14 protein-coding genes are annotated in these 26,771 nt (G+C 34.8%); 12 read left to right on the forward strand and 2 right to left on the reverse strand.

The window, feature by feature from the left end; all coding sequences use genetic code 11:
- Positions 1-22: 22 nt before the first annotated feature.
- Positions 23-4,048 (reverse strand): hybrid sensor histidine kinase/response regulator transcription factor, encoded by a 4,026-nt coding sequence (locus V8G56_RS08730; protein WP_395438063.1) that lies wholly within the window; start codon positions 4,046-4,048, stop codon positions 23-25.
- Between the two features lie 410 nt (positions 4,049-4,458).
- Between V8G56_RS08730 and V8G56_RS08735 the strand changes: the two genes are divergently transcribed.
- From V8G56_RS08735 to V8G56_RS08770, 8 genes are all read left to right on the forward strand, one after another.
- Entirely contained in the window at positions 4,459-5,595 is a 1,137-nt protein-coding gene (locus tag V8G56_RS08735; RefSeq protein WP_395438064.1) for a PKD domain-containing protein, read from the forward strand.
- 31 nt (positions 5,596-5,626) lie between these two features.
- A complete protein-coding gene (locus V8G56_RS08740) occupies positions 5,627-8,752 on the forward strand; it encodes a SusC/RagA family TonB-linked outer membrane protein (RefSeq protein WP_395438065.1) in 3,126 nt (1,041 codons plus the stop codon).
- Positions 8,753-8,770: 18 nt separating this feature from the next.
- The gene (locus V8G56_RS08745) at positions 8,771-10,267 is read left to right on the forward strand and encodes a RagB/SusD family nutrient uptake outer membrane protein (RefSeq protein ID WP_395438066.1); all 1,497 of its coding nucleotides are present in this window, start codon (positions 8,771-8,773) and stop codon (positions 10,265-10,267) included.
- Positions 10,268-10,348: 81 nt separating this feature from the next.
- Positions 10,349-11,614, forward strand: coding sequence for a T9SS type A sorting domain-containing protein (locus tag V8G56_RS08750; RefSeq protein WP_395438067.1), 1,266 nt, complete (start codon positions 10,349-10,351; stop codon positions 11,612-11,614).
- Between the two features lie 30 nt (positions 11,615-11,644).
- Positions 11,645-13,510 carry an alpha-1,3-galactosidase-related protein gene (locus tag V8G56_RS08755; RefSeq protein WP_395438068.1) on the forward strand — a complete coding sequence of 622 codons (1,866 nt, stop codon included), beginning with the start codon at positions 11,645-11,647 and terminating at the stop codon, positions 13,508-13,510.
- 88 nt (positions 13,511-13,598) lie between these two features.
- The gene (locus V8G56_RS08760; protein ID WP_395438069.1) at positions 13,599-14,516 is read left to right on the forward strand and encodes a sialate O-acetylesterase; all 918 of its coding nucleotides are present in this window, start codon (positions 13,599-13,601) and stop codon (positions 14,514-14,516) included.
- A gap of 70 nt (positions 14,517-14,586) precedes the next feature.
- On the forward strand, positions 14,587-16,056 hold the full coding sequence (locus V8G56_RS08765) for a glycosyl hydrolase family 28 protein (RefSeq protein ID WP_395438070.1): 1,470 nt from the start codon (positions 14,587-14,589) through the stop codon (positions 16,054-16,056).
- A 19-nt stretch (positions 16,057-16,075) separates the two neighbouring features.
- Positions 16,076-17,956: an alpha-1,3-galactosidase-related protein gene (locus tag V8G56_RS08770; protein WP_395438071.1), complete on the forward strand. Its 1,881-nt coding sequence runs from the start codon at positions 16,076-16,078 to the stop codon at positions 17,954-17,956.
- A gap of 198 nt (positions 17,957-18,154) precedes the next feature.
- Here the strand turns inward: V8G56_RS08770 and V8G56_RS08775 are convergent, their stop codons facing one another.
- On the reverse strand, positions 18,155-19,318 hold the full coding sequence (locus tag V8G56_RS08775) for a hypothetical protein (RefSeq protein WP_395438072.1): 1,164 nt from the start codon (positions 19,316-19,318) through the stop codon (positions 18,155-18,157).
- A gap of 171 nt (positions 19,319-19,489) precedes the next feature.
- Between V8G56_RS08775 and V8G56_RS08780 the strand changes: the two genes are divergently transcribed.
- Genes V8G56_RS08780 through V8G56_RS08795 form a run of 4 tightly spaced genes read left to right on the forward strand, consistent with a single transcriptional unit; the run spans position 19,490 to position 26,766 of the window.
- Positions 19,490-22,729: a SusC/RagA family TonB-linked outer membrane protein gene (locus tag V8G56_RS08780; protein WP_395438073.1), complete on the forward strand. Its 3,240-nt coding sequence runs from the start codon at positions 19,490-19,492 to the stop codon at positions 22,727-22,729.
- Positions 22,730-22,749: 20 nt separating this feature from the next.
- Positions 22,750-24,183 carry a SusD/RagB family nutrient-binding outer membrane lipoprotein gene (locus V8G56_RS08785; protein WP_395438074.1) on the forward strand — a complete coding sequence of 478 codons (1,434 nt, stop codon included), beginning with the start codon at positions 22,750-22,752 and terminating at the stop codon, positions 24,181-24,183.
- Positions 24,184-24,191: 8 nt separating this feature from the next.
- Complete coding sequence (locus V8G56_RS08790) at positions 24,192-24,980, forward strand: hypothetical protein (protein WP_395438075.1); 789 nt, start codon at positions 24,192-24,194, stop codon at positions 24,978-24,980.
- A gap of 7 nt (positions 24,981-24,987) precedes the next feature.
- Positions 24,988-26,766 (forward strand): nuclease, encoded by a 1,779-nt coding sequence (locus V8G56_RS08795; protein ID WP_395438076.1) that lies wholly within the window; start codon positions 24,988-24,990, stop codon positions 26,764-26,766.
- The last annotated feature ends 5 nt before the right edge of the window (positions 26,767-26,771 follow it).

Here is a 26,771-nt window from a genome sequence, read left to right on the forward strand (position 1 = left end):
TCAGGGATTTTAAATAATTTTTTTAGGTCTGTTTTAATCCTTTATCAGCAATATATTTAGTGGCTGTTTTTCCTATATGTTTTTTAAATAAGAGGTTGAAATGAGCATAGCTATTGATTCCAACTGCTTCCATTGCTTCTTGTATTCGGTCACAACCCTCATCAAACATTTTTGTAGCATACTGCATTTTTATATTATTTATAAATGAGGTTGTTGTTTGTCCCAATAATGCTTTCAATTTTCGATGAAGCTGCATTCTGCTAAGTCCAATTTCTGCAGCAAAATCCTTTGTCGAAAATTCTGGACTACTAATGTTATCTTCAATGATTTTTGAAATTTTTGTTATAAGTTTCTGGTCATATGGTGAATAGTGTTTTTTTACTTCGATGGTGATATTTTGTGTAATTAAAAATTCTCTAAATTTATTTCGAGTGTTCAAAATATTTACAATCTTTTGATGAAGTGATGAAGTATTAAAAGGTTTTGTAATATAATCCCAAGCACCAGCTTCAAGACCTATTTTGATATGTTCCTCTGCTGTTTTAGCAGTTAGTAAAAGAATAGGAATATGTGATGTCTTAATATTTTTCTTTAGCTCTTTACACATTTCAATACCATCTATTTCAGGCATCATTATATCGCTTATAATAATATCAGGCAAGTGGTTAACTGCTTGTTTAATTCCTTCAAGGCCATTTGATGCCTCCAATATTGTATAATGTGATTTCAGACTGTTTTTTAGATAGGCACGTAAATCATGATCATCTTCAATAATCAGAATACTCTCCCGTTTTTCTGAACTTTCTTTTTTTGGTTCATCAAATTCGATTGATACATCACTGAATGAATTGATTGATTTAATTGCTTGCGAAAGTTCGTTATTTTCATAGTCATTTTCAGAGACAGGAATTGTTACAATAAATTCTGCTCCCCCATAATTACTATCCGTGACATTAATATCTCCTTTGTGTGCTCTTACTAATTGATAACTTAAATGAAGTCCAATTCCTGATGAAGAGCGATCTTTACCATGAACAAAACGTTCAAAGACCCTTATTTTTTCTTTATCAGGTATTCCTTTTCCACTATCTTTAATAATGATACTTGCAATCTTCCTGTTCTTTTTCCAAATGGGTTTTAATTCAATTTCAATAATCCCTTTTTTAGGAGTGAATTTAAAGGCGTTAGACAACAAGTTGTATAGAACTTTTTCAATGACATCTTTGTCAAAAAAACACTCGAACGAATCCGGTGTTATAACATTCAAGTTAATCTCCTCCCTTTTTGCCTGCCACAAAAATGCTTTAGTTGTTTCCTGTGTGAAATCAGCAAGATCATTATAAGATACTTTTAGAATATTAAGATTAGCATTTACTTTTCTAAAATCCAATAACTGATTAACCAAAAACATCATTCGTTTAGTATTACGCTTAACTATCTGAAAACAAAAATCGCGATGTTCTTTGCTTAAAGTAGACTCCATAAGGTCGTTTAGAGGACCAATAATGAGTGATAATGGTGTTTTGAATTCATGCGCTACATCAGTAAAAAAAGTGAGTTTAAGTTCATTGATTTCTTGATCCTTGTTATGTTGGATGTTTTCCAGTTCTAATTCATGTTTTAGTTTCTGTCTATTATTAAGAAAAAAAATAAAACTTAAAATAACGCCTGATATTAATGCAACATAAAAAAAATAGGCCCATATGGAAAACCAAGGAGCAGGTAATATTCTGATAATAATTTTTTTCGGGTTACCACTCCAAACTCCATCATTGTTTGCTGCTTCAACATTAAAAGTATAACTCCCTTGTTTTAAATTTGAGTAAGTTGCAAATTGATGATTTCCAACAATATGTATCCATTCTTTATCATATCCATCTAATTTATATTTAAACATGTTTTCGGAGGCGTTAGCGTAATTAGTGCCAGCAAATTCAAATAGAAAATTATTTTGTTTGTAATTTAAAGTAAGTTCTTTAGTTAGGTTTATTGATTTCTGAAGTACTTTTTGACCAAAATAACTTTTCTCTGGAGAAATACTAATGTTGTGAATTTTAAAATCAGAAATTGCAACATCCGTTTTATAAGGATTATCTGTTATTTCAATAGGATCAAAATAGTTTATCCCATGAATGCTTCCAAAAAATAATTTGCCATCCTCATCTTTTCCAACGGCTTCAGTAAATGTGCTAGATTGTAACCCGTCTTTATAAGTATAACGCCGTACATTATTTTTATCCATATCAAAACGAATAAGTCCCTGTGAATTGGTAAGCCAAAGATTACCTCTTTCATCCTCAAGAATCCCCATAATTTTTCTGTTAACAATACCGTCAATAGAAATTTGGCTAATTTTATTTGAATCAATTGGTTTTCTTAAAAGACCTGCATCTGTTCCAATCCATAGGGTTCCGTCTTTACTTTTAAGAAAGCACCAAATAGTGTTGTTTGTAATATGGTAACTATTTTGCATGGATTCATTATAAACTTCTAGAGAAATAAAATGACCTTCACTTGTCAAATTTAGTTTGTAAAGCCCGTCGGAAATAGTTCCAATCCAAATACAACTGGCATCCTTGTCATAGAGTAAGCTAAAAATTCTTTTACCTCTTAAAATTTCTGTTTGAGGGTATAAATAATGTATCCAGTCAGTATTATCACCATTTCTAACAATAAGTCCTGAAAATGAACCAAAATAAATGTGGCTGTTTCCATCTTCACATATTGAAGAAACTTCTAGTGGGAAAATAGGATCATGCCTAGTAATTAATTTATCCTGTCTTAAAGACAAATCCTTTTTGTCTTTTAAAAATAAACCTAAATCTGATCCGATAAAAACTGTTTCCTTGATTTTAGTAAGGTAAAGCGGATCAAAATTGACCTCTGTATTAATTCTTTGAGTGTTTTTGTTTTTGAATGAATATTGAAAACAACCTTCATTTTGAACTCCATAATAAAGGTAATCATCATCTAACATCAGGGTGCTAATGTTTATGTTTTGCAGAAGTTTAGTTGAACCTTCAAAAGGAATGCTATTAAATTTTTTTTGCGAAAGATTCGCATAACAAAGCCCTTGACGGTTGCCGATCCATAAGGTGTTCGTGTTATCTAAAAAGAGTGATAAAACGGTATTGCTTAACAAACTTCGCTCTTCAAAAAAACTTGAAGTATAATTTTTATCAATTTCATAATTAGAGACATCTACTTTAAAAAGTCCGGAATTTAAGGTCCCAATCCAAATATTACCATCATTAGATGTACAAAGTGAAGTAATGACATTTTCAGAAAATGTTTCAATTTCATCTACGACTATAGTGTTATCTTGATGTTTTATTACAATTAAGCTTCTGTAGCCACCCGCCAGTATATTATGGTTTTTATCTTCAATTAAATCAGAATATTGTTCGTTCTCTATTTCATTAAGTTGAGTGCAATTATTGTTTTTCCACACCCATATGCCCGTGTTTGTTGCAAAGTAAAAAGAGTTGTTTGTAGTTATTAAAATCTTATTAATGCTTAAACCGGTTAAAGGAAGTTGAACGATTTCTGTTGTTGGTTTTTCTTCATCATCAATTATTTTGAGTAAACCATTCCCTGTCGCGATATATATATCACCATTAACATTTTCAGAAATATCATTTATTAGGTTAAATCCTGGAGGCGTATTGACCCTTACAAATTTTTCTGTTAGTAAAGAATAGTAATTCAGCCCATTGCCGTCAGTACCAATCCATATTCTTTTCTTGGAGTCTTCAAATAAACAAATTATTCGATTACTTGATAGGCTTTCAATGTCTCCCGTTTTATGTGAAAAATTTAATACTTTAAAACCATCGTATCTGTTCAAACCGTCATAAGTTCCCACCCAAATAAAACCAAAACTATCTTGTATTATACAACTTACATCGTGCTGGGTAAGTCCATTGTTTACTGTTAGGGTTTTAAATTGTAACTCTTGTGCATGTAAATAATTATGAAAAGTAAAGGCATGCATGTAAAAAAATAGCCATAATATCAGAATACGGTGGTTTTCCTTTAATGTTTTCATTTTAATATTGTGACTAAACTGGTGTATTTATAAAAAGGATAGGAGTTTCCCAACCATATTTTATAAAGATAAAAGATAGTTGTTTAACAAAACTAAAAAAAAGGTTTGAAAAATTGTTCGGAGAAACAATAGATGTTACATCTAATACTCAAAATGTTACATATCAGTAAAACTTAGATTCAGAAATACTCACACCCATTAATTAGTATAAAATCCAATATTTATTACGAAGATGATAATTTTGTAAAAATGCAATATTGTTACATATTTTCTCAAGGATGTTACATTACTGATAATGGCCTCATAACAAAACATTTAACTTTGTTTATCAATATTAGGTAATCAGTGAAAACATTTTTTTTCATTCATTCTAGTATTACCAATTAAAACTAAAACTAAATTATGGCTTTATGAAAAAATTATTATTAAGGTACAATCCGTTAGTGTATTTACTTTTTACTTTATTGGGATTCTTGGTATTTACTTCATGCGATAAAGATGACGAAAATATCCAGAGTGTAAAAAAAGAATTATTGGCAACAGCTTCCTCTCAAACAACAGTAGCAGATGGAGGTACTGTTAAATTTATTGATCTATCTCTTGGAGTTAAGAATAGACTATGGACTTTTCCAGGAGGAACTCCTGCAACTTCAGACAAACCTGAAATTGAAGTTGTTTTCTCAGAAGAAGGAGATGTCATAGCTACTCTGGAAATTGAGTATGTTGATGGAAGTAAAGAATCAATGGAATTTCCTATTAAAGTATTTCCTGTGCTGATAGCAGATTTTAGTCCATCAGCTACTAGAATAAAAGTAGGTGAATCTGTAACATTTACTGATACTTCAGTCGGAGTACCTACTAGTTGGAGTTGGGAGTTTGAAGGAGGTACACCTGCTACATCTACAGAGCAAAATCCAACTGTTCAATTTAATGTAAATAACCCTACAACTATTAAGCTTACAATAACTAGAGCTGAGGATGGAAGCAGTTCAGAAGTAGAAAAAGTAATACAAGTTGGGCCTCCTGAACTATGCTTGAATGGTGATTTTGAAACCGGTACTGTGGTTGATTGGCAAACATGGAATGGATCTCCATTTCCTTATACGGCACAAGCTGGTGGGGCAAATGGAACTAATTATACTTCAATAGTTAACTTTGAAGGTGTTTGGGGCTGGGGACAAATTATTAGTCGTGATTTTCCAAATAACAAGATAGCTATAGAAAATGGAAAGGATTATACTTTGAGTATGTATGTTAAGGCTGATGCACCAATAAGATTAGATACTTTTCGGGGTGTCAATCATTTACCTACATGGAGTGCGGCCTTCCCGGCTGGAGGCACAGAAGAAGGTTATTCAGAGTATTACCCAATTTCAGGGACTTCACTTCCATATGCAATTACCACTAGTTGGACAAAAGTTTCTATTGTAATCCGTATTCCTGATGATGGAAATACCAGAACCAACTTTTTCCCCGATATTATTTTAGGAGGAGCTGTTAATAGCAAAGTTTACATTGATGAAATATCTGTGAAAATAGTCGAATAGAAAAATTGAAAAAATTCAAAATATAATTATCATGAAAATCAAAACAATTAAAAATATATTGTTTGTATTATCAATACTATTTACTAGTATCATTTATTCACAAACAAAAATTACAGGATCAGTTACAGATGAAAATGGGGTGCCATTGCCAGGTGTAAATATCTTACTACAAGGATCACAAAAGGGAACAGTTTCTGATTTTAATGGGAATTATTCAATAGAGACCTCTTCCCAAGGAATACTTGAGTTTTCGTATATTGGATATTTAACTCAGAACGTACAAATAGAAGGTCAAACCACAATTAATATCACTATGCAGCCTTCTTTAGAATCAATTGATGAAGTTGTTGTCATAGGATATGGCTCGCAGAAACGTAAGGATGTAACAGGATCTGTGGCCTCAATAAACAGCGATGTTTTAGAAGCAAGACCAATTACAAATATTGAGCAGGCTCTTCAAGGTCAAGCAACAGGCCTGTCTGTTAGTTCAACAGGTGGACAACCAGGAGCTGCAACAAAAATGAACATTAGAGGTATTAGCTCTGTTAGTGGAAGTTCGCAACCTTTAATTGTTATTGATGGTTTTCCTATTAGCGATGTGGCAACCTCAGGGGGAGGAGGATTAGAAGGATTTAGTGCACAAATGAGTGCGTTTTCATACATAAATCCTGATGATATTGCCTCAATAGAAGTATTAAAAGATGCATCTGCAACTGCAATTTATGGTAACCGTGGTGCTAATGGAGTGATTATGATCACTACTAAAAAGGGGAAGAAAACAGGAGAAGCCGGCATAACCTATAGTTCTTACATAGGTATACAAGAGATGAAGAAAAGGATAGATGTCATGAATTTTAATGATTATACAAAATATGAGCAAACAACCAATCCTAACAACAGGCTTTTTACGGCTCCAGATGGAACGCCTTATACCTTTTCAGATGGAAACGCTATGAATCTTGATTGGCAAGATGAAATATATAGGACAGGTATGACTCAAAATCATTCTATATCTCTACAAGGAAGGTCAGAAAAAACAAATTATGCAGTTTCAGCTTCCTATACTCAAGATGAGTCTGTTTTGATAGAAACTAATTTTGAGAAACTTACCAGTCGTCTTTCAATAGATCATCAATTTAGTGACCTTCTTACAGTAGGAGGTAGTCTTACTTACAGTAATATAGTTAATGAAGGGGTTCCAACTGATGGTCGAGAAGGAACTGCTGCAGGTATTGTAATTGGTGCATTATTTCAAAGTCCATTCAAAATGACTAACGATACTCAGGCTTATTTTAGAAGAGCTGGAGTGCCTCAGCAAGAAATTGATAATTTTATAGCGGGAACTTTAAGTTATCCTGATAATGTAGCTGAAAACACAGCCCTTGACAAGAATATTAACCGAACTATTAGTAATCTTTATGCAGATTTTAAATTGACTGATTGGTTATCATTTAAAACTACTTTTGGACTAGATATTTACAATCTTAAAGATCAGCAATTTTATTCCACAAAAACGCCATGGGGTAGTTTAAACAATGGTGTTGCAGTTGCAGCAAATATTAATGCAAAGAATCTTTTAAGTGAAAATTACTTTACTTTTTCAAAGGCATTTGACAAGCATAGACTTAATGTAGTAACAGGGTTTTCTTACCAGAAAAATAATAATGAATACAATAGAACGGAAGGAAGAAATTTTCAAAACGAGATTTTAGGCTATAATTCCCTACAGGGAGCGGCAGAATTTTTAGCCCAATCTTCTGCTGATGAGTTGGTCATGCAATCCTATTTAGCTAGAGGGAATTATTCCTATGATGATCGTTATCTTGCTACCGTATCCTTTCGTAGAGATGGTACTTCAAGATTTATAAATAATAAATGGGGTAACTTTTACTCAGGTGCTTTGGCATGGAACGTTCATAATGAAGCTTTTCTTAAAGATTCAGAACTTATATCAAATTTAAAATTAAGAACAAGTTTTGGACAAGTTGGTAATGCGAGTGTCCCAGTTCAGGGAGCTTTACTTGATCAACAATTTTCAAATTATACTTTTAATGGAACTGTAGCTAACGGAGTCAGTCCTCAAAATTTAGAAAATAGAGATCTTACATGGGAAACCACAACACAAATTAATGCAGGTATTGATTTGGGTCTATTTGATAATGCACTTAATATTACAGCTGACTATTATGTCAAAAACACTACAGATCTCCTATTGCTAACACCTGTATCAATTTCTACTGGTTTTTCTTCCGGGTGGTTTAATATTGGTGAGATACAAAATAGTGGTTTTGAGTTCTCTATTGATTATGCCTTAAAAACTAATAGTGGCTTTGCTTGGAACACAAAATTCAATTTAAGCACTCAAAACAATGAAATCAAGGCTTTAGGTAATGATGGAGAGCCCATTTTTATTGATGTAAATTTTGATGCAATTTCAACTGATGAGGTTATTTTGCAAGTAGGAGGCTCCATAAATGATCTTTTTGGTTATAAAACCGATGGCATATATTTACCAGGCGATTTTAATCCTGATGGGTCACCAAAGGATGGAGTTCCTACCGCAGGAGCAGGTGAACAACCAGGTGACATTAAGTACTTAGATTTAAACAATGACGGTGCAATTGATGGTTTTGACCGTTCTGTCATTGGAAATACATTGCCTGATGTTTTTGGTTCTTGGAGTAACAGTTTTTCTTATAAGGGAATTGATTTAGATGTTGTACTTCAATATTCCTCTGGGAATGACATATTTAATGCAACAAATACTCGAATTTCATCATTCCCAGGCGGAGGTGCAAATCAAACATCAAACTGGTTAGATCGATGGACTCCAGATAATCCAAATAGCACACAATATGCAAGAGTGCCTTCGTTAAGACCAGCAGATTATTTAGTTGAAGATGGCTCATTTATTCGGTTGCAAACAGTAAGATTAGGTTATAATTTACCCTCCAAAATAACTTCGGCACTTAAAATTAAAAGTGCAAAAATATATGTTGCAGGAAATAATTTGGCTGTATTCACAAAATACTCTGGGTATGATCCTGAAGTTACATCAAACCAAGTTGATTATAGATATCCATTTGTCCAAGGATTTGATTATGGTGGTTTCCCAAGGGCAACAACATATATGATGGGTTTAAACGTTCAATTCTAATAATTAAATTATTTAACTATGAAAAATTTAGTATTATTTATACTTTCAATTATTTTGTTTTCTTCTTGTGAAGATCAACTAGACATTGCTCCCAAGAGCAATATAGAATTAGGTAATTTCTTTGCAACGACTGAAGATTTTGATTTAGCTCTTACCGGAGCTTATGATCCAATTGCTGTGCACCAGGGCGATAGAGGTTTTGGTACCTATTTCAAAGGTCTATTGATGATGGGGCGTGCAGGAACTGATGAAATGCTTGTTAATCAAGGGTTTTGGGACGCAACTGGAAAAGAAATAGGGAATTACACTTTTACTGCCTTTTCTCGCATACCAAGTGCTGTTTGGCAAATGCAATATGTTGGTATATCTAGATGTAATGTGGTAATTAGTAAAATTAAAAACACTAATGTTACAATGCCTGAGGCAACAAAACAAAGAATTCTTGGAGAAGCAAGTTTTTTAAGAGCATTCTATTATTTCCAACTAGCGCGTTATTATGGAGGCGTACCCATTATAACTGAAGATACTAATTTGAATGAATTTAAAAATATTAGAAGTTCCTTGGCAGAGACCTATGAAAGGATTATAAATGATTTAAAAGTTGCAGAAGCGAACATTCCAGTTATTAATGAACCGGGAAGAGTAACAAAATATGCAGCAAAATCATATTTGGCAAAGGTTTATTTACAAATGTCTGGTGAGCCCTTAAAAGATGCTACTGCTGCTTCAAAAGCGGCTGCATATGCAAAGGATGTTATTGATAATGGTCCATATGATCTTGAACCAAACTATACAGACGTTTTCAAATTGGATCATGAGCATGGAATAGAATATATTTTTAGTGCAGAATACATCGCAACAAATAATGAAGGCGGAGAAGTTGGTACCTGGGATGGACCTCCTGGAAACTGGACGCATACAATAACCTATTCAATATGTCGCGCAATGCCAGAACTATATAATTCATATGAAGATGGCGACTTGAGGAGAGATTATAACATTGTAGACTATGTGGTCATTGATGCTGATGGAAATACTCAGCCAACAAATGATGGTTTTTATTACGCTTTTAAATGGAGGCATGATCCAAATCCAGCAACTCGTGGATATGCTACTGAATGGCAATCTCCGTTTAATTTTCCACTCACTCGTTTTGCCGATGTATTATTAATATATGCCGAAGCTCAAACTCGTGCGGATGGAAGCCCTAATTCAGACGCTTATTCAGCAATAAATAGGGTACGTACAAGAGCCGGATTAGGAAATTTAAGCGGACTTTCAGGTCCAGATTTTTTACAAACTGTTCTTGATGAAAGAAAGAGGGAACTGTGCTATGAAGGACATCGTTGGGCAGATTTAGTACGATACGGTAAATTAATTGAAGCTGTGAGAGCATCATCAGAGGGTAATAATATTGCGGCAGCTAATATTAAGGAACATCACGTATTATTTCCCGTACCAGATAGAGAGATTCAAGTTAGTGGTGGTGATTTAAAACAAAATCCAGGGTATTAAGCAAATTAGGCAAAAAAAAGGGGATTGAAATATCCCCTTTTTTTCAATTAATTCAATAATAAGACATTTAAAAATAATTAAATGAAATCCATTTTTTTCTTAATAGTTTTCCTGCTTTTTAATTACTTGACTATTTACGGTCAATGGCAAGTAGAACTCACCGCTGCTGAAGATGTAGCTAACCCGGTTAATTACCCGCACATTGCATATTATCCTGATGGACATATATCCGTATTGCCTGATGGGAACGAATATATTATGTTTTGGGCTGAATTTGAATCACATCGTTCTGTTGGTTCAACACAATTTGTTGAAGATCAAATTGCGCTCCAACCCAACAATGCTGTATTTGGTAGACGAGGAAACTTTGATACGTATGATAACGGTGGTTCATGGTTGATGTCAGTATTTCGAGAACAGAATAATGATTTTATTGGATTTTTCCATGCAGAAGACCATTGGTATCCACATACCACCAATGATATTGCATGGAAATCGATAGGTGTAACATACTCCAATGATAAAGGTATAACATGGGAAACAGGTAATCAGATAATAACTAGTGCCACACCAAAACCAGCGACACCAACTTGGGGTGGAACAGGAGATTGTTGCGTAGTATGGGATCATATAAATAATAGATGGCTATGCTACTATCAAGAGCAGACCATTTCTATGGCGATTTCAACAGATCCAAAGGGAGCCCCTGGTACCTGGAAAAAATACTACTTTGGAGGATTTACCGAAGATGGACTTGGAGGCAGACAGTCTCCTTTACCTGGTTTGTCAAGTGCTCCTGGTGGTAACCCCTCTGTTCATTGGAACACATACCTTATGAAATGGGTCATGGTATGGCATGGATGGAATCCAACCAATATATATATATCAGTAAGTGCTGATGGAATTGTTTGGGATACTCCAAAAAGTATTATTGTTTCAGAAATAGGTGGTAGGGCTTGGTATCCAACAATAATTGGTGATACGGATGTTGAGGCTGGAGAGGTTGCTAAAATCTATTATGCAGATATTGCTCCAGATTTTTCTTATAGAAAATTTAAATCTCGTACTATAACATTTTTTGATCCTAATTTAAGTGTTGAAGACAATAAGTTAAAAAATGACTTTTTAATAAGCCCGTGTCCAAGTAATGAAAATATAAAATTAAGTGGATTACCCTCAGGGAATAAAGAGATATTTATTTACAATGCGAGTGGTCAATTGGTTTATAAAGAAGCTTTTGAAGGCAGTAATGTTGAAATTAATATAAATAGATTTGCTTCCGGTTTATATTATGTAAAAGCACAAGTAGGAAATCAATCTATGAATAAACGATTTGTTAAATATTAATTTTTCAATTATCAATTAAAAATCGCTAGAATGAATAAATTTTTCCCCCTAATAGGACTATTATTATTTTTCTCAAGTAGTTGTTCAACACAAACAAATAAAACAAAACAGATTGTATTTGAGGTATCGAACAATGACGATGATTTTACATCCAAAGTATTTGATTTACTTCAAAATGACAAAAAATTAGAATGCACAATAGAGTTCAAGACAGGAACATATCATTTTTATCCAGAGATGGCTTATGAAAAATATGTGAAAATTTCTAATAATGATAATGGCCTCCGCAAATTTGTTTTCGCTATAGAAGGCAGAAGGAATATTACTATAAATGGTAATGGATCCACTTTTATATTTCATGGAAGTATCATTCCTTTTTTAATAGAAAATTCTACTAATATTAAAATAGAAAATTTAAACATTGAATATGATTTTCCATTTGATTTAGAAGGCATAGTTGTAGCTAATAACCAAGAAGAAAAAACATTTGACTTAAAAATTCATGAAGATAATAAATACAAAATAAAAGATGACATCCTTTATTTTAGTGGATATGACTGGGAAATTGGCTTAGGTGAGAACATTGTTTACAATGCTACAACAAAATCACCTGAATATTTTACGTCACATTACGAACATAATTTCCACGAAAATTTCTTAAAGGCACAACCTCTGGATGATAGAATTGTTAGATTTTCAAACCTGAACGCTGCCAAAGTACCTCCTGTAGGTAGTATATATTCTGACAAAGGTCCTCATGGTGAAAACAGAAAAATAGTTGGTTTTAGAGTTTATAAATCTAAACATATAGAATTAAACAACATTAATGTTTACCATGCCGGAGCTATGGCTCTAATTGCTGAAAAGACAGAAACGGTTTCATTAAATAAATTTAATGTTATTTTAAAAGAAGGATCTTCCAGAATAATTTCTGCAACGGCAGATGCAACACATTTTATAAACTGTAAAGGTGCGATAACTATTGATAATTGTAGGTTCGAAAATATGCTTGACGATGCCACTAATGTTCATGGGACATATATGATTAATAATGAAGTTATAGATTCTGTTACAGTGGCAGTAAGATTTGGTCACTTTCAACAACAAGGATTTGATTTTGCAGAAAAAGGTGACACTTTAAGATTTATAGATAGGACAAATCTAATGCCAGTAGGTACAGGTGTAGTCAAAAGTATTGATATGATTAATGAAAACAACTACACTATTACTTTTGAAGAACGGGTCCCTGAATTTTCCAACAAAAATATTGCCATTGAAAATATAACATGGATGCCTTCATTAGAAGTAAAAAATTGTACTGTAAAACAAAATAGAGCTCGAAGTTTGTTGATTTCAACCTCAAAGTCTGTCCTGGTTGAAAATAATTATTTTGCTTCAATGATGGCAGGTATCAGAATATGTGGAGATGCGAATTACTGGTTCGAATCAGGTCCGGTATCAAATGTAATAGTGAGAGGAAATACTTTTGAAAATTTAGGTATTGGCGGTCATGCACCACAAGCAATATTGCAAATAGACCCGATTATAGGGAAAAAATATAGAGAAGATGGGTATTATCATAAAAACATTGTTTTTGAAAACAATATAATAAAAACATTTGACCCACTTATTATTTATGCACTTAGTGTAGATGGACTGATTATAAGGAATAATACAATAATCCAAACAAAATTATGTCCGCAAATTTTTAGTGATTTATCACAGTTTGATCTTCAAAATTGCACAAATATAAAAATAGAAGGCAACACCTATAAAGGGGATAATGAGGCTTCTATTAGCGTCATTAATTGTCAGAAAATAGAAATTGAATCAGAACAGGAAGGATTTTTGAAAAGTATAATTCAAAATCCAAATAAGTATTTCTATCAAAATTAGTTTAATTAATAGCTTAGGTAATTTGAGTTAGTTTGAGCAGTTTGGAAGGGGCTGTTAGATACAGCCCCTTCTAATTAAACAGAAAATTATGAGACAAAAATTCCTTTTATTTTGTGCTCTTTTACTGGTTTTCTTGAGTGGGATCAGTCAAAATAAAGAAAAGGAAACCTTCAGGCTTTTCTTTCTTGGGGGCCAATCCAATATGGAGGGTCATGGACTGAACACAGAATTACCTGACTCATTGTCTGGTACTAATGAAAGCGTATGGATCTTTCATGGATTTCCAATTGGAGATGGAAATCAAAAAGGTGGATTGGGTAAATGGGATAATCTAAAACCCGGGAACGGGGCAGGCTTCACATCAGGTGCGGTCAGTAACAAACTTTCTCATAAGTTTGGGCCTGAGTTATCTTTTGGCAAAAAATTAGAGCAGCTATATCCCGGTGAAAAAATTGCCATAATCAAATACGCCAGAGGCGGTTCTTCCATAGATAGCTTGGCTGCACGTGAATATGGTTCCTGGGAGATTGATTACAGAGGCATCAATGGGATTAATCAATTCGATCATTTTTTGACAACAGTGAGAGGGGCTTTAAGCACCAAAGACATAGACGGGAATGGAATAGAAGATGTTTTGGTTCCATCTGGAATTATCTGGATGCAGGGAGAGAGTGATGCAACGATAACGAAAGACATCGCCAGCCGTTATTATTCAAACCTCAAAAGGCTGATGGAATTAATACGAGCTGTTTTTCATGACGATAACCTGGGAGTGGTGATAGGTAAGATTTCTGATTCTGGAATGGACAACAATGGGAAGACTTGGAGATTTGCTGAATTGGTACAATATGCGCAAGAAGAGTATGTGAGAAATGACAAAAATGCCGCTATTGTAAGAGATACTGAAAATTACGATTACTCAGATCCCTGGCATTATGATAGTGAGGGATATATAGACTTGGGTAAAAAATTTGCTGAAGCTGTTTATCAAATGAATAAAAAATAATCTGGGTTCAGCTACTGGTTGTTTATCTCAGATCAAATTCAATGAAGATTAAGCTCTAAAAAAAAATACAATGAAAAGATATTCTCTTTTACATTTATTGTTGAGTATGTTCTTAGGGTTGTTCATTGCCCTTGGTAATACAGCATGTTCTACTGACACCAAGAACTCAACGATAATTATTTATCCAGCTCCATCCAATGAAATTCTTTCAAAAGATTATACGCTGGAGGTTAATGGACAAAAAGTTGATATATATTTGGCGAAAATTGCCGATGTAGAAAACCCTCCTTCATGGACCTTAGATCCGAAAGACGTTGGAGGTCCATACTCTTTCTCTTATTTTGATTTTTCAGGCGAAGTCAATATTAAAATAACTTCTTTGAATAAATCCCTTGATAATCTTGTCATTCGTCCGTTACTAGCTGGGATTGAACCCAAAGTAGATGGTAATACACTAACTTTCTCAATTAGTAAGCCATGCAAACTCTCCATTGAGCCTGATGGGAGGCTTGAACCTTTGTTAATTTTTGCAAACCCACTTGAAATAAACCCACCCAAACAGGGAGAACCTAGTGTCATATACTTTGGCCCTGGAATTCATAAGCCTGAAAACATCAATCTTTCGTCTGGTCAAATACTATATATCTCTGGCGGAGCAGTAGTAAAAGGTGGAGTATCTGTTTCCGGTGATAATGTAAAAATAATGGGTAGGGGAATACTTTGTGGTAATGACTGGCCCTGGCGAAAAGGACCAGGATCAATGATTGGTATGCGTGAGGCAACAAATGTCACTGTTGATGATATTATCTTGAGGGGCTCATGGGGCTGGACAATTCCAATTTACAACTGTGATTCCATTGCAATAACCAATGTTAAGCTCGTCTGCAGTAAAAACCCCAATGATGACGGAATAAATCCTTGCAATTCACAAAGAGTATATGTTCGGGATTGTTTTATCCGTACTGACGATGACTGTATCGCTATGAAAGGTATTAATTTGGGTTCGAATAACGACAACATTGAATACATCACGGTCGAAAACTGTTTGCTTTGGAGTGACAGGGCCCGGGTTTTTCTGTTAGGGCACGAAAGTCGTGCACAATATATGAGGCACATTACCCTTCGTAACATCGACATCCTCCATTTCAATATGAGTCCCTTTCTTTTTGAGCCTGGTGAGGAGATGTCCATTGAAGATGTACTTGTCGAAAATGTGACGGCTTTTGCTGATTACCCGATTCAAAGCGGAGAGAAGACATTTGATTTTATTCGTTTAAAGCCTGCTGTCAATCAATATATGAAAAATCAGGTACCGGGAAAGATTAACAACGTCCATTTTAAAAATATTTCTTTAACCGGTGAAGAAAAAGAAGGATGGTATCCAATATGGGTTACAGGTGCCGATCCTGAACACAAAGTTACTAATGTAACATTTGAAAACATTACCTGGTTTAATCACAAGCTTGATGAGCAATCCCCTCAGGTAAAAATTGATAATAATACCACGAATATCCACTTTATTAATTCAGGGGACAAATAATGAAAAGGGATTAATTATCATGATAAGAAAAAAAATCAGACTGCTGTCATTAGTATTATTGTTTTCAATAATACCTCAGACTTTATCTTCACAAGTGTTTAAATTGAGTGACTATCTTAAAGAAGGTGAAAAAGATGCCACCCTTTCAGTAATTACAATGCTTCAGGATGCCTCCAAATATAAAAATAGCAAAGTAATTATCGGGAAAGGGACTTATCATTTTTATCCCGAAAAAGCTTATGAGCAATATTGTTTTATTACAAATCATGACAATTCTTTAAGAAGAATCGCTTTTCCAATAAATGATTTTGACGGCTTAACAATTGAAGCCAAGGGCGCCAAGTTTATCTTCCATGGGGTTATGATGCCTTTTAATATCGAAAACTCGAAAAATATAGACATATCAGGCTTAACCATTGATTGGTACCTCCCATTGCATGGCGAAGGTCTTATTGAAGCAAATGACACCATTAACAATACGTTCGACCTTAGATTGGCAGATAATATGCCATATACAATCCGAAATGAACAATTGATTTTTATTAAAGAAGGATTTGAACATGATTTAAACCATGCTATTTTATTCGATCCCAAACGCAAGGCAGTGGCATACAATACTGCTAAGTACACACCGCTAAATATGGTAAATCATATTGAAATCCGGAATAAAGATCAATTCGACTTTCCCAATTATATAGATTTTAGAATACCTGAATATGAGGGACAAAACCGGGAGTATTCTATAAAAGCTGTAGAGATAGAACCCGGATTAGTGAGAATTTCTGGAAATGAAAAGGCATTACCACCTGTAGGGCAGGTTTTAGTATGCAAAGGTCAATTCGGAAAAGACAGGATTGCTAATGCTTTTTATATCAACAAAAGTAGCAATGTAAATTTACATAACCTTACCATTCATTATGCTGGAGGAATGGGAATACTTGGCGAACGCAGTCAGGATATTGTTCTTGATAGTATTAAAATACTTGCGAACCCGGAAAATAAGCTTATGGTATCAACGTCTGCGGATGCTGCACACTTTTCAAGCTGTAAAGGTAAAATTGTTGTTAACAACTGTAATTTCAGACATCAGCTTGATGATGCCATCAATGTGCATGGGGCCTATGTGATTGTTGAAGATGTACTAGGGCCGGATAAATTAGGCGTGAGGATTGGACACTTTCAGCAAGCAGGATTTCAATTTGCTGAACAGGGTGATAACTTAGGGTTTATAAATCCTAAAGAATCTGCAGAGGTTGAATTCAAAACATCTGTTAAATCTTTTTACAAATTGAATAAGGACTACTATATTATTACGTTTAATGAAGAAATTACCAATAAACTGAGCAAAGGATATGTAGTTGAAAATTTAGACTGGTATCCCGAAGTAACTATCACAAACAGCCAGTTTGCCGACAACCGTGCCAGAGGACTTTTATTAAAGTCACCAAAGAAAACAATTGTAAGGAACAACTATTTCAGCAACATGATGCAGGCACTTATCATTAGTAATGGAATCAACACCTGGTGGTATGAATCTGGAGGAGCTCAGGATATGATAATTGAGGGTAATGTTTTTGGAGATTGCAATTACGATGGTGGGAAAAGGCCGGTGATTAGTATAGGTGGTGAATTAGGCATTGGAGGAAGGAAGTTGGGTAAAATCGTAATTAACAACAATACATTCAACAATTTTAATCCTTCAATAATCAAAGCGACTGGGGTAAAGCACTTGGAATTTACAAATATCATAATCAATAATTCCAAAACTTTCGCTGCTACAGAACCTGACGATTATGTTATTGATTTAGAGCAAATTGAAACATTAAAAATAAAAAATATAAAAATCAGTAAAGATTTTAAGAATAAGGTCAAAGCAGAAGAAATAAAAAATGAATATTGATTTATTTAGCCTCGTTTATGCTTTCATTTGAATTAAATTATTATTGGCTCTAATTTCTCTAATTCCGATATTAAAAGGTTCGATATTTTTTCTGTTCGCTCTACTAAAAAGCCCAGTAAAACTGGGCTTTTTTTTATTTTGTAGCAATACTGTAGCAAAATTGAATTTATTGAATGCCAACTAAAGCCAATACGAATCTTATTCATTATTTAAATTGCCCTCACATTCACAGGGAAGGTAATCTGAAAAAACTTGATCTTTTAACAGATATGATTTTGTATAAGGATAACCTTTTTCCAAACCTAAATTTTCTTCACTGATTGTATATACACAATCAAAAGAAATTATACTCTTCCCTTCAGTCAAATCGTTTGGATTGCAGTACGGATTGAAAGCGGTTTTACAACTTGCTTTAATTAAATCACCTAATACATTTTTGATAATATTGCCAACGTCAATTTTGTATTTTTCGGCTAATTTTTTATTAACATCTACAGCTAATCTGCCACTAAGCTCTGCTTTCCTGGCAATTGAATCTCCATAAACTTCAAACATGTTTACATTAAATGCCGCTAAATCGGCAATTTTTTTAAATCTTGGATCTGATTCAAAAGAAAGTTGTTTAAAGCTTTCTGTAAATTCTTTAGTTGAAGGATTGAAATATTGAGGAACTAAAGGTTCTTGTTGCGTGTCAATCCAAATTTCACTTTTCAAATGTTCATAACCCATCATGGCATGTCCTTTATCAATATAAGAATCAAAAAGATTGCTGCATCGTATCATCAAATCTGCCGATTTTGCAAGGTAATAAAGTCCCGGTTTTTTCATACCAGGAAGTGGCAGTTTGAAAGATTCAGATAATATCCATTTTCCCTCAAAGCCGCTACAAGGGCAATTTTCTGAAATAGCTGAATTACTAGTATAAGGAGAATCAAAAAACATGGATGATTCAGGATAGAAATAATTCTCTAGCGGATGTTTCTCATAATCTAACTCTTTATAAACAGAATGATTGAAATCGAAGAAATAACTTGTGATTAGTCCAATCAATAAAAACAATAGTGAAAAAAAGTAAATTTTTTTTCTGTGTGTCTTTTTTGAATTATTTATTATTAATTGGGTTTGCTCGTATGCTTTTTCAATCGATTGTCGTTCTATCAATCGATTAATATTATTTAATGTACGCTCATACATACCCTCGGTTGCGGTACCATAAAGAAGTTTTGAAAACTGGCTACTGCTTATACTTAAATCACTGGCAACCTTACCATAGGGTGTCGTGCCAAAAAGTGCTTTGTTACGATTCCAAGTGCCGTATTTTTTCTCGAGTAAACCAGTAAATAAATCAATATTTTCTTTCATAAAATCCTATGTAAAAGGGTGTAAAATCATGTAAAAAATCATGAGTTAATCCTTTTACTCATTTTTTATCTCAAATTTAATTTTATGTTTACAATAAATCCAAGTAACAATTTAACACAAATATACCTTAAAAAACAAATTAGACTAAATTAATAATCAACTTTACTAATAATGGAAAAACAAAAATTAATTAAAATTTTAATTGTCTTTTTTTCAATAATGGTTCAACAATCGTTTGCTCAACAAACCGTTAAAGGAACTGTTACTGATCAAGGTGGAATCCCCTTGGCGGGAGTGAACATAGTCGAGCAGGGCACCTCAAATGGCCAAATTACCGATTTTGATGGCAATTACTCCATTTCTGTTTTGAATGCTGATGCAGCTTTAATTTTTACTTACATTGGTTACACTCAACAAATAATTGCTGTTGGTATTAAAGACACAATCAATGTTACACTTGAGGAAAGTTTAGAACAACTAGGGGAAGTAGTCATTACTGCACTTGGTTTTGCAGAATCTTCAGATGAATTAGGATATGCAACGTCAGTAGTTTCTAGTGAGTCTATAACGGCAGCTAAAGAAACTTCTGTGGTTAATTCTTTGTCTGGACAAACTTCAGGGGTAAGAATTTCTAGAAACTCTAGTGATCCGGGTTCTGGAGCTTATATTCAGGTTAGGGGGATCTCGTCAATAGAACGCAACTCACAGCCACTCATTGTTATTGATGGAGTGCCTATGAGTAATGATGTTCGTGGAGACTCTAACGATTTTGCCCAACAATCGCGATTAAATGATATCAATCCAAACGACATTGAAAGTTTAACTGTACTGAAAGGGGCTTCTGCGGCCGCCTTATGGGGTACGCAAGCATTGGGAGGGGTCATTATGATTACAACCAAAAGTGGCAAGTTCAATCAAAAGATGCAAGTAACTTATAATACAACCTACTCATCTGATGTAATTAACGTAAAGTACCCCTTACAAAGCAAATTTGGACAAGGAACAAACGGCGTCTTTACTCCAAATAACACCTATTCATGGGGTGATAAGATTTCTGAACGTTCAGGAGGTCCGGATGAATTTGATACTTCAGGCGCTTATTATATTGATCAGGATGGGGCTTTCTATTATCCTATTATTAGCAAAAACTCGAGGGAAATTTTTGACGAAAGTAATTTTGATAAAGTGTTCCAAACCGGGTATTTTTTGGAAAATAATCTCAGTCTTTCTGCAGGAAACCAATTTAGCTCGATTTACTTTAGTTTAAGCGATTTTAATCAAGAGGGAATCATTAAAAATGCCGATTACAGAAGAACAACGGCATCAGTTAATGTGAAACATAAATTGAATGAAAAATCAGATCTGAATGCTTCTTTTAAGTACATGAAGACAAATTCCAATCGTATTCGCCGTGGTGTAAGTAATAATGGTTTATATCTTGGTTTAACAAGAACTCCGGCTGATTTTGATATCTCTGGATACAAAGGAGATTACTATGCTTCCAGTACCTCAGCGCCAATTTCTGGTCGTCAAAGAACTTACAGACGCTATTTAGGAGAGAGTTCAAGTGCGGTGGCAAACAATCCACTGTGGACCATTAATGAACAGGAAAACGTATCAACCGTTGATCGTTTTATTGCGAGTGTTAATTACAACTTAAGACCTGTAGAATGGCTGGAGTTGATTGCCAGAGCAGGTATTGACAAATTTATAGAAAGAGGCCATGAATTTTATACGCCAGGAGCGGCTGCTACTTTTGTTAACGGAACACAAATTAAAGAGCTTGCTACCAATAGTATATTCAATATGGATTATATAGCCAAAGCCAGTAAAACATTTAATGCTGATTTTAGTGGAGACATTTTGGTGGGTTTTAATTATAACCATAAAGAAAGGGTTGTGGAGGGTAACGAGATCAATAACTTTATTCTCTATACTGATCTAGCCGATCAGATTTTAGATGTAGACAATGCGTTGCCAGAAAACAGATTAGTTTCATCATCATTTGGAAGTGAAAGAACTGTAGCAGGCTATACGGCTGCTAATTTTACAGCTTATGACCAAGTTTTTATTAATGCAACATTAAGGTCTGAGTGGGCATCAACATTTGGATTAAACTCTGATAAGCCGTTTTATTTTCCTTCGGCTTCGTTAGCATGGCAGTTTAGTGAATTGGATATATTGCCCAAAGAAGTTCTTTCATTTGGAAAATTCAGATTCTCATACGCCGAGGTTGGTGTTCAACCCGCACGATACAATACGTTTCCAGAATATGTGTCTCCCACATACAGTGATCAATTAGGAGGAGGTTTAGGTGTTGGACTTTATGGTAACGGAGGTTTTGTTCCAAGTTCTTCCTTAGGTAATCCGGCACTAAAACCTGAAAGGAAAAAGGAATTTGAAATTGGTACAGACCTTCGGTTTTTTAAGAATAAATTAAAACTTAATGCTACGTATTACGCCAATACAATTAATGATATATTACTCAATTTCCCTATCGCTTATTCCAGAGGTTATTCAGAATTATATTCCAATGCAGCTTCGATGGAAAATAAGGGATTAGAATTAGAATTAGGTTATAATATTTTTAAAAGCTCAGACTGGAACGTGAATATGAGTTTTTTATATTCTAAAAATAAAAACGAAGTTACCAGCCTTGTTGAAGGTACAGAATCAGTGCGGCTCGATACGGGTTTAAATGGTGTTCATAACCGCGCTATGATTGGTCAACAGCATGGGATACTTTGGGGAACCAGATCGCTCAGGGATGAAAATGGCCAGATACAATATGATGCCAATGGCTTTCCTGTTACAGATCCCGTACAAGGTATGATTGGTGATCCCAACCCAGATTGGCAAGGGTCAGCTATAGGAGCTGTCTCATACAAAAACTTCTCGTTATCGTTTTTGTTTGAAACCAGTCAAGGCAATGATATTTTTGCTGGTACCAAGTCAACACTAGTAGATTATGGGCGATGGATATCAACGGGCAATGAAGTTAGTGCTGCACAAAATTTGCTTAAATTTAATGGAGACGTCATAACAGCGGGTACTACTTTTCGTGGTGAAATACGTAATTTTGGAGCCGGCCCCGTTGCGCTTACTCAAGAATGGTATAATGGCCCTGGAGGATTCTTTGGAGGAAATTCTGAATTGTTTATTGAAGATGGCTCATGGACCCGTTTAAGGGAATTAACCTTAAGTTACAAATTAGGCAAAGAAGCAACCAAGTCGATAGGTATTGATAACCTAACATTTTCTTTAACCGGAAGAAACTTGTTTTTATGGACTAAATTTGAAGGGAATGATCCTGACACCAATGTTTCCGGTGTAAGTTCTTCACGTGGGATTGACTATTACAACAATCCAAGCACAAAATCATACGTCTTTTCTTTATCAGTAACTTTTTAATTAAAAACATTCAAGAAATTATGAAAAAATCAATAATAATAAGCATTTTATCTCTTCTTGTCTTTAGTTGCAGTCAGATGGTAGAAGATTTAAACCAAAATCCTAATAATCCAACTTCGGCTCCTTATCAATATACACTAACAGGGGCAGAAGTGGCAACTATAGTATTGCAAACAGGAGAACCCGCAAGAGAATCAGGTATTATGGCAGGTCAATTTACGGGTTTTGACAGGCAACATTTGGCCCTTAATAATTATTTGGTAACGGCAACCACATTTGATCCTACCTGGCGCGTTATATTTAGGGATATTTTAAGGAACATTCGTGTCGCTGAAACCTCTGCCATAGAAAGTGGAATTGATGGCGTAGCATTGGGCATCTTACAAGTTTTGAAAGCCTTAGATCTTGGTACGGCGACTTCACTTTTTGGAGATATTCCTTTTGACCAGGCCGGAGGTTTGGAATTTGAAAATCCAGAGTTTGAATCTCAAATTGCTATTTATGGAAAACTCCAGACCTTACTTGATGATGCCATAATAAATTTGGCAAGTGGAACCGGAAGACCTCCTGCAAACACAGAAATTTATTTTGATGGTAACCCAGTGGCATGGACTCAAGTGGCTCATACATTGAAAGCCCGTTTTTATATGCATACCAAGAATTATCCTGCGGCTTATAATGCGGCTCTAAATGGAATTGGTTCCAATGGAAGCACGCACAGCAATAACATGAAATCGCCACATGGCACGGCAACAGATAATGCAAATTTACATTATCAATTTTTTGCGCTTGCATCAAGAAAGAATGATCTTGTGACATCTGATTTTTTTGTAAGTCTTATTGATTCCAATAATGCAACTAACCCTATTCCTGCTAATTACAGAGGAAACTCCAAAACCAATGAGACGGCCAGATATAATTACCTTTTACAAACTACCGTTGTTGGTATTCAGCCAAACTTCAATACAAATGGTTTTGCCCAAATTGATGCCCCAGCTCAAATAGTAACGTATGCTGAGAACCTATTAATTCTTGCAGAGGCGGGAGCAAGAGCAAATTTTAATACCGGTCTTGGGCATTTAAATGCGTTTCGTGCATACATGGCGTCAGGAGGTTATATCACCAATCCTGTAATGGCCAATATTCAATATGACCCCTATGTGGCAGCCGATTTTGATAATCTGGGAATTGAAAATCCGGACGGTATTTCAAGTGATAATGCATTGCTTAGAGAAATATTGGAGGAAAGGTATATTACCTTATTTGGCCAAATAGAGGTTTTTAATGATACTAGAAGAACACAGGACGAGAGCATAGTAAGAGTGCCTATGGCGCCAAATGTTGGATCGGATTTACCACAACGATTTTTAATTGGAAATTCTGAGATTGATACTAATACCAACACTCCGAATCCAATTCCTGGCTTTTTTGAACGTACCAGTGTAAACCAATAGATACAATAATGAAATTTAAAAACATATTATTTGTACTATTATTAGGTCTCTTTGGGTGCAGTAGCTTCGCTCAAGTAGGGAAAGACACGCTAGGAGGTGTGAAGAAAGACACGCTGCGTGTACTGTTCGTAGGAAATAGTTTTACTTATTTCTATAATCTTCCGCAAGTCCTTAATGCCATGTCTGCATTTAGTGAAAAGTTACATATTGAGACCCGAACTTCTTTGGTAGGTGGGTCAAAAATATCTCAGCACCTTAATCAAACAAATGGCACTCAAACGATTGATATTTTAAATGATCAAACTTTTGATTATGTGGTTATAAACCATCACAGTTTGGTTACAATTGATGACCCTGAAGGTTTTTTTGAGTCAAGTAAACAAATGGTTGAACTTATAAGAAGTAAAAATGCAATTCCTGTATTGATGATGACTTGGGCCTATCATTCCAATCCATTAATGATTAAAAACATAGCAGCCGCATATGATGACATGGGTAAACGATTAGGGGTTGATGTGGTGCCTTGCGGAAATCTGTTTTCAGAAGTACGCAAATGGCGTCCAGATTTGAACATGTTTGACGATGATGACAAACATCCTTCCAAACATGGAACCTATCTAAATGGTTTGGCCTTTTTTAAATATTTTACCAACGAAAAAACAATTGATATTCCGAAACGTATAACTTCTGTTGACAAAAACGGACAAAAATTATGGCTGCTGTTTTTAAGTCAGGATAATGCTGATTTTTTGCAACAGTTGGTTGATGATTATGATTTTAAAACTCGTTTAAATTAATAATAAAATGAAAAAACAAATTAAAAGTATTCTGCTGATGTTGCTTGTTGCAAGCACCACCATTTTAACATATTTTTCTTGTGAAAACAATGACCTCAATGAAACATTTCCCATTACAAATGACTTTCGCGTTCTTAAAGTAAATTATAATGGTAACTCTGTAACCGGACCGATTGCTAATTTTGATCCGCTGGGTCAAATGGAATTGATTTTTTCACATGGCGTAAACAAAACTGCGTTTGAATCGGCACTTTCTGTTTCACCCGCTATTGATTATTCACTTTCCTATGATGAGACTAATTCTTTTATTACGGTTAGTTTTAACAGCCCATTAGCATATGAAACCAACTATACACTTACCTTGCCAAAAGGAACCTATGGAACAGGAAGTGAATCTTCTATTGCAGATTATCAGTTATTGTTCACTACAAAAGCATTTGTGCCTCCGGTTTTATCAATATCAGCCGAAAGTACGGATGTATTTGAAGGAGATGAATTAATACTTACCGCCTCATTGAGTGAAAGTATTCTTGAAGACGTTAGTTTTGATATCGTTCTGTCCGGTACAGCACAACTTGATGCTGATTATACCATTGACCAAACCAGTTTGATTATTGCAGCTGGAGAAACCTCTGCTACTATATTGATTTCAAGCTTGGTAGATATTGAAACTGAAAGCCCTGAAACAATAATTGTTAATGTTGATAATTTAGTCAATTGTGTGCCTTCAACTTCAGGAGCTTTAACCTTAAACTTGATTGATGAGGCTCCTTTACTTGAGTTTAAAGGGGTTATGGAGCTACAAACTTATGACGGAACATCTAGTCAAGTAAGAGCTGTTCACTTATCGGTTATAGCAGACATTGCTGATTTGAGCATTTATGGTGTTGAAATTGCCAGCAATGGCGCTGTGCCAGACCCACTTGATATTGAATTTATATTTCCTACTGGGTCATCAGCCTCTGCAGGAGATCAGCTTTTTATTGTCCGTGATTTAGATTTAGCAAATGCACAGGCCTATTTTGAGTCTTGTTTTGACTCATTTACGGTGTATGAATCTACAAGAATGACGGCAAATGGTGACGATGTATTTGTGCTATATAAAGACGGAACCGCCATAGAATACTTTGGAGAACCAGGAGTTGATGGAACAGGTGAAGTTTGGGAATATACGGACTCTTGGGCCTATAAATTGGATGGTGCATGGATTTATGCCGGAGCAGGTGCCGTAGTCAATGCGGGAGCCACTAATGCAACTTCTACAGCAGCTTACCCTTTCTGCAGTCCATTGCAACTGCAAGGAGTAACAGCTATGGTTTGGAGTGGTGCCGGAGTTAATGATGGCAAAACTATTCACGTAAGGGCAAACAGAGATATTTCTGACTTAAGTGAATACGGATTAGGTGTTGCTAATAATGGAGGCGGAACTGATGGTGTTGAATTTACCTTCCCGGTAGTGTCTGTTTCTGAAGGTGATCAAATACTAATTGCTCGTGTTCCAGCAGCCATAGCAACGTATTATGGTAACTGTTATAACAACTTTGATCTTGTTTTACAAGATGATTTTGTCTCTCAAAATGGTGATGATGCCATAGAACTTTTCTACCAGGGTAATGTTATTGAAACTTTTGGCGACGCCAATGTTGATGGAACAGGTCAGTCTTGGGAATACACAGGTTCTTGGGCCTACAAAACGGCAAGGGCTTGGATCAATGGGGCTTTGGATTGTGCTGCAACAGCGACAGACAATAGTAGTTCAAGCTGCCCTTATCCATTTTGTAATTAAATTAA

The sequence above is a fragment of the Gaetbulibacter aquiaggeris genome, assembly GCF_044003965.1.
Taxonomy (GTDB): domain Bacteria; phylum Bacteroidota; class Bacteroidia; order Flavobacteriales; family Flavobacteriaceae; genus Yeosuana; species Yeosuana aquiaggeris.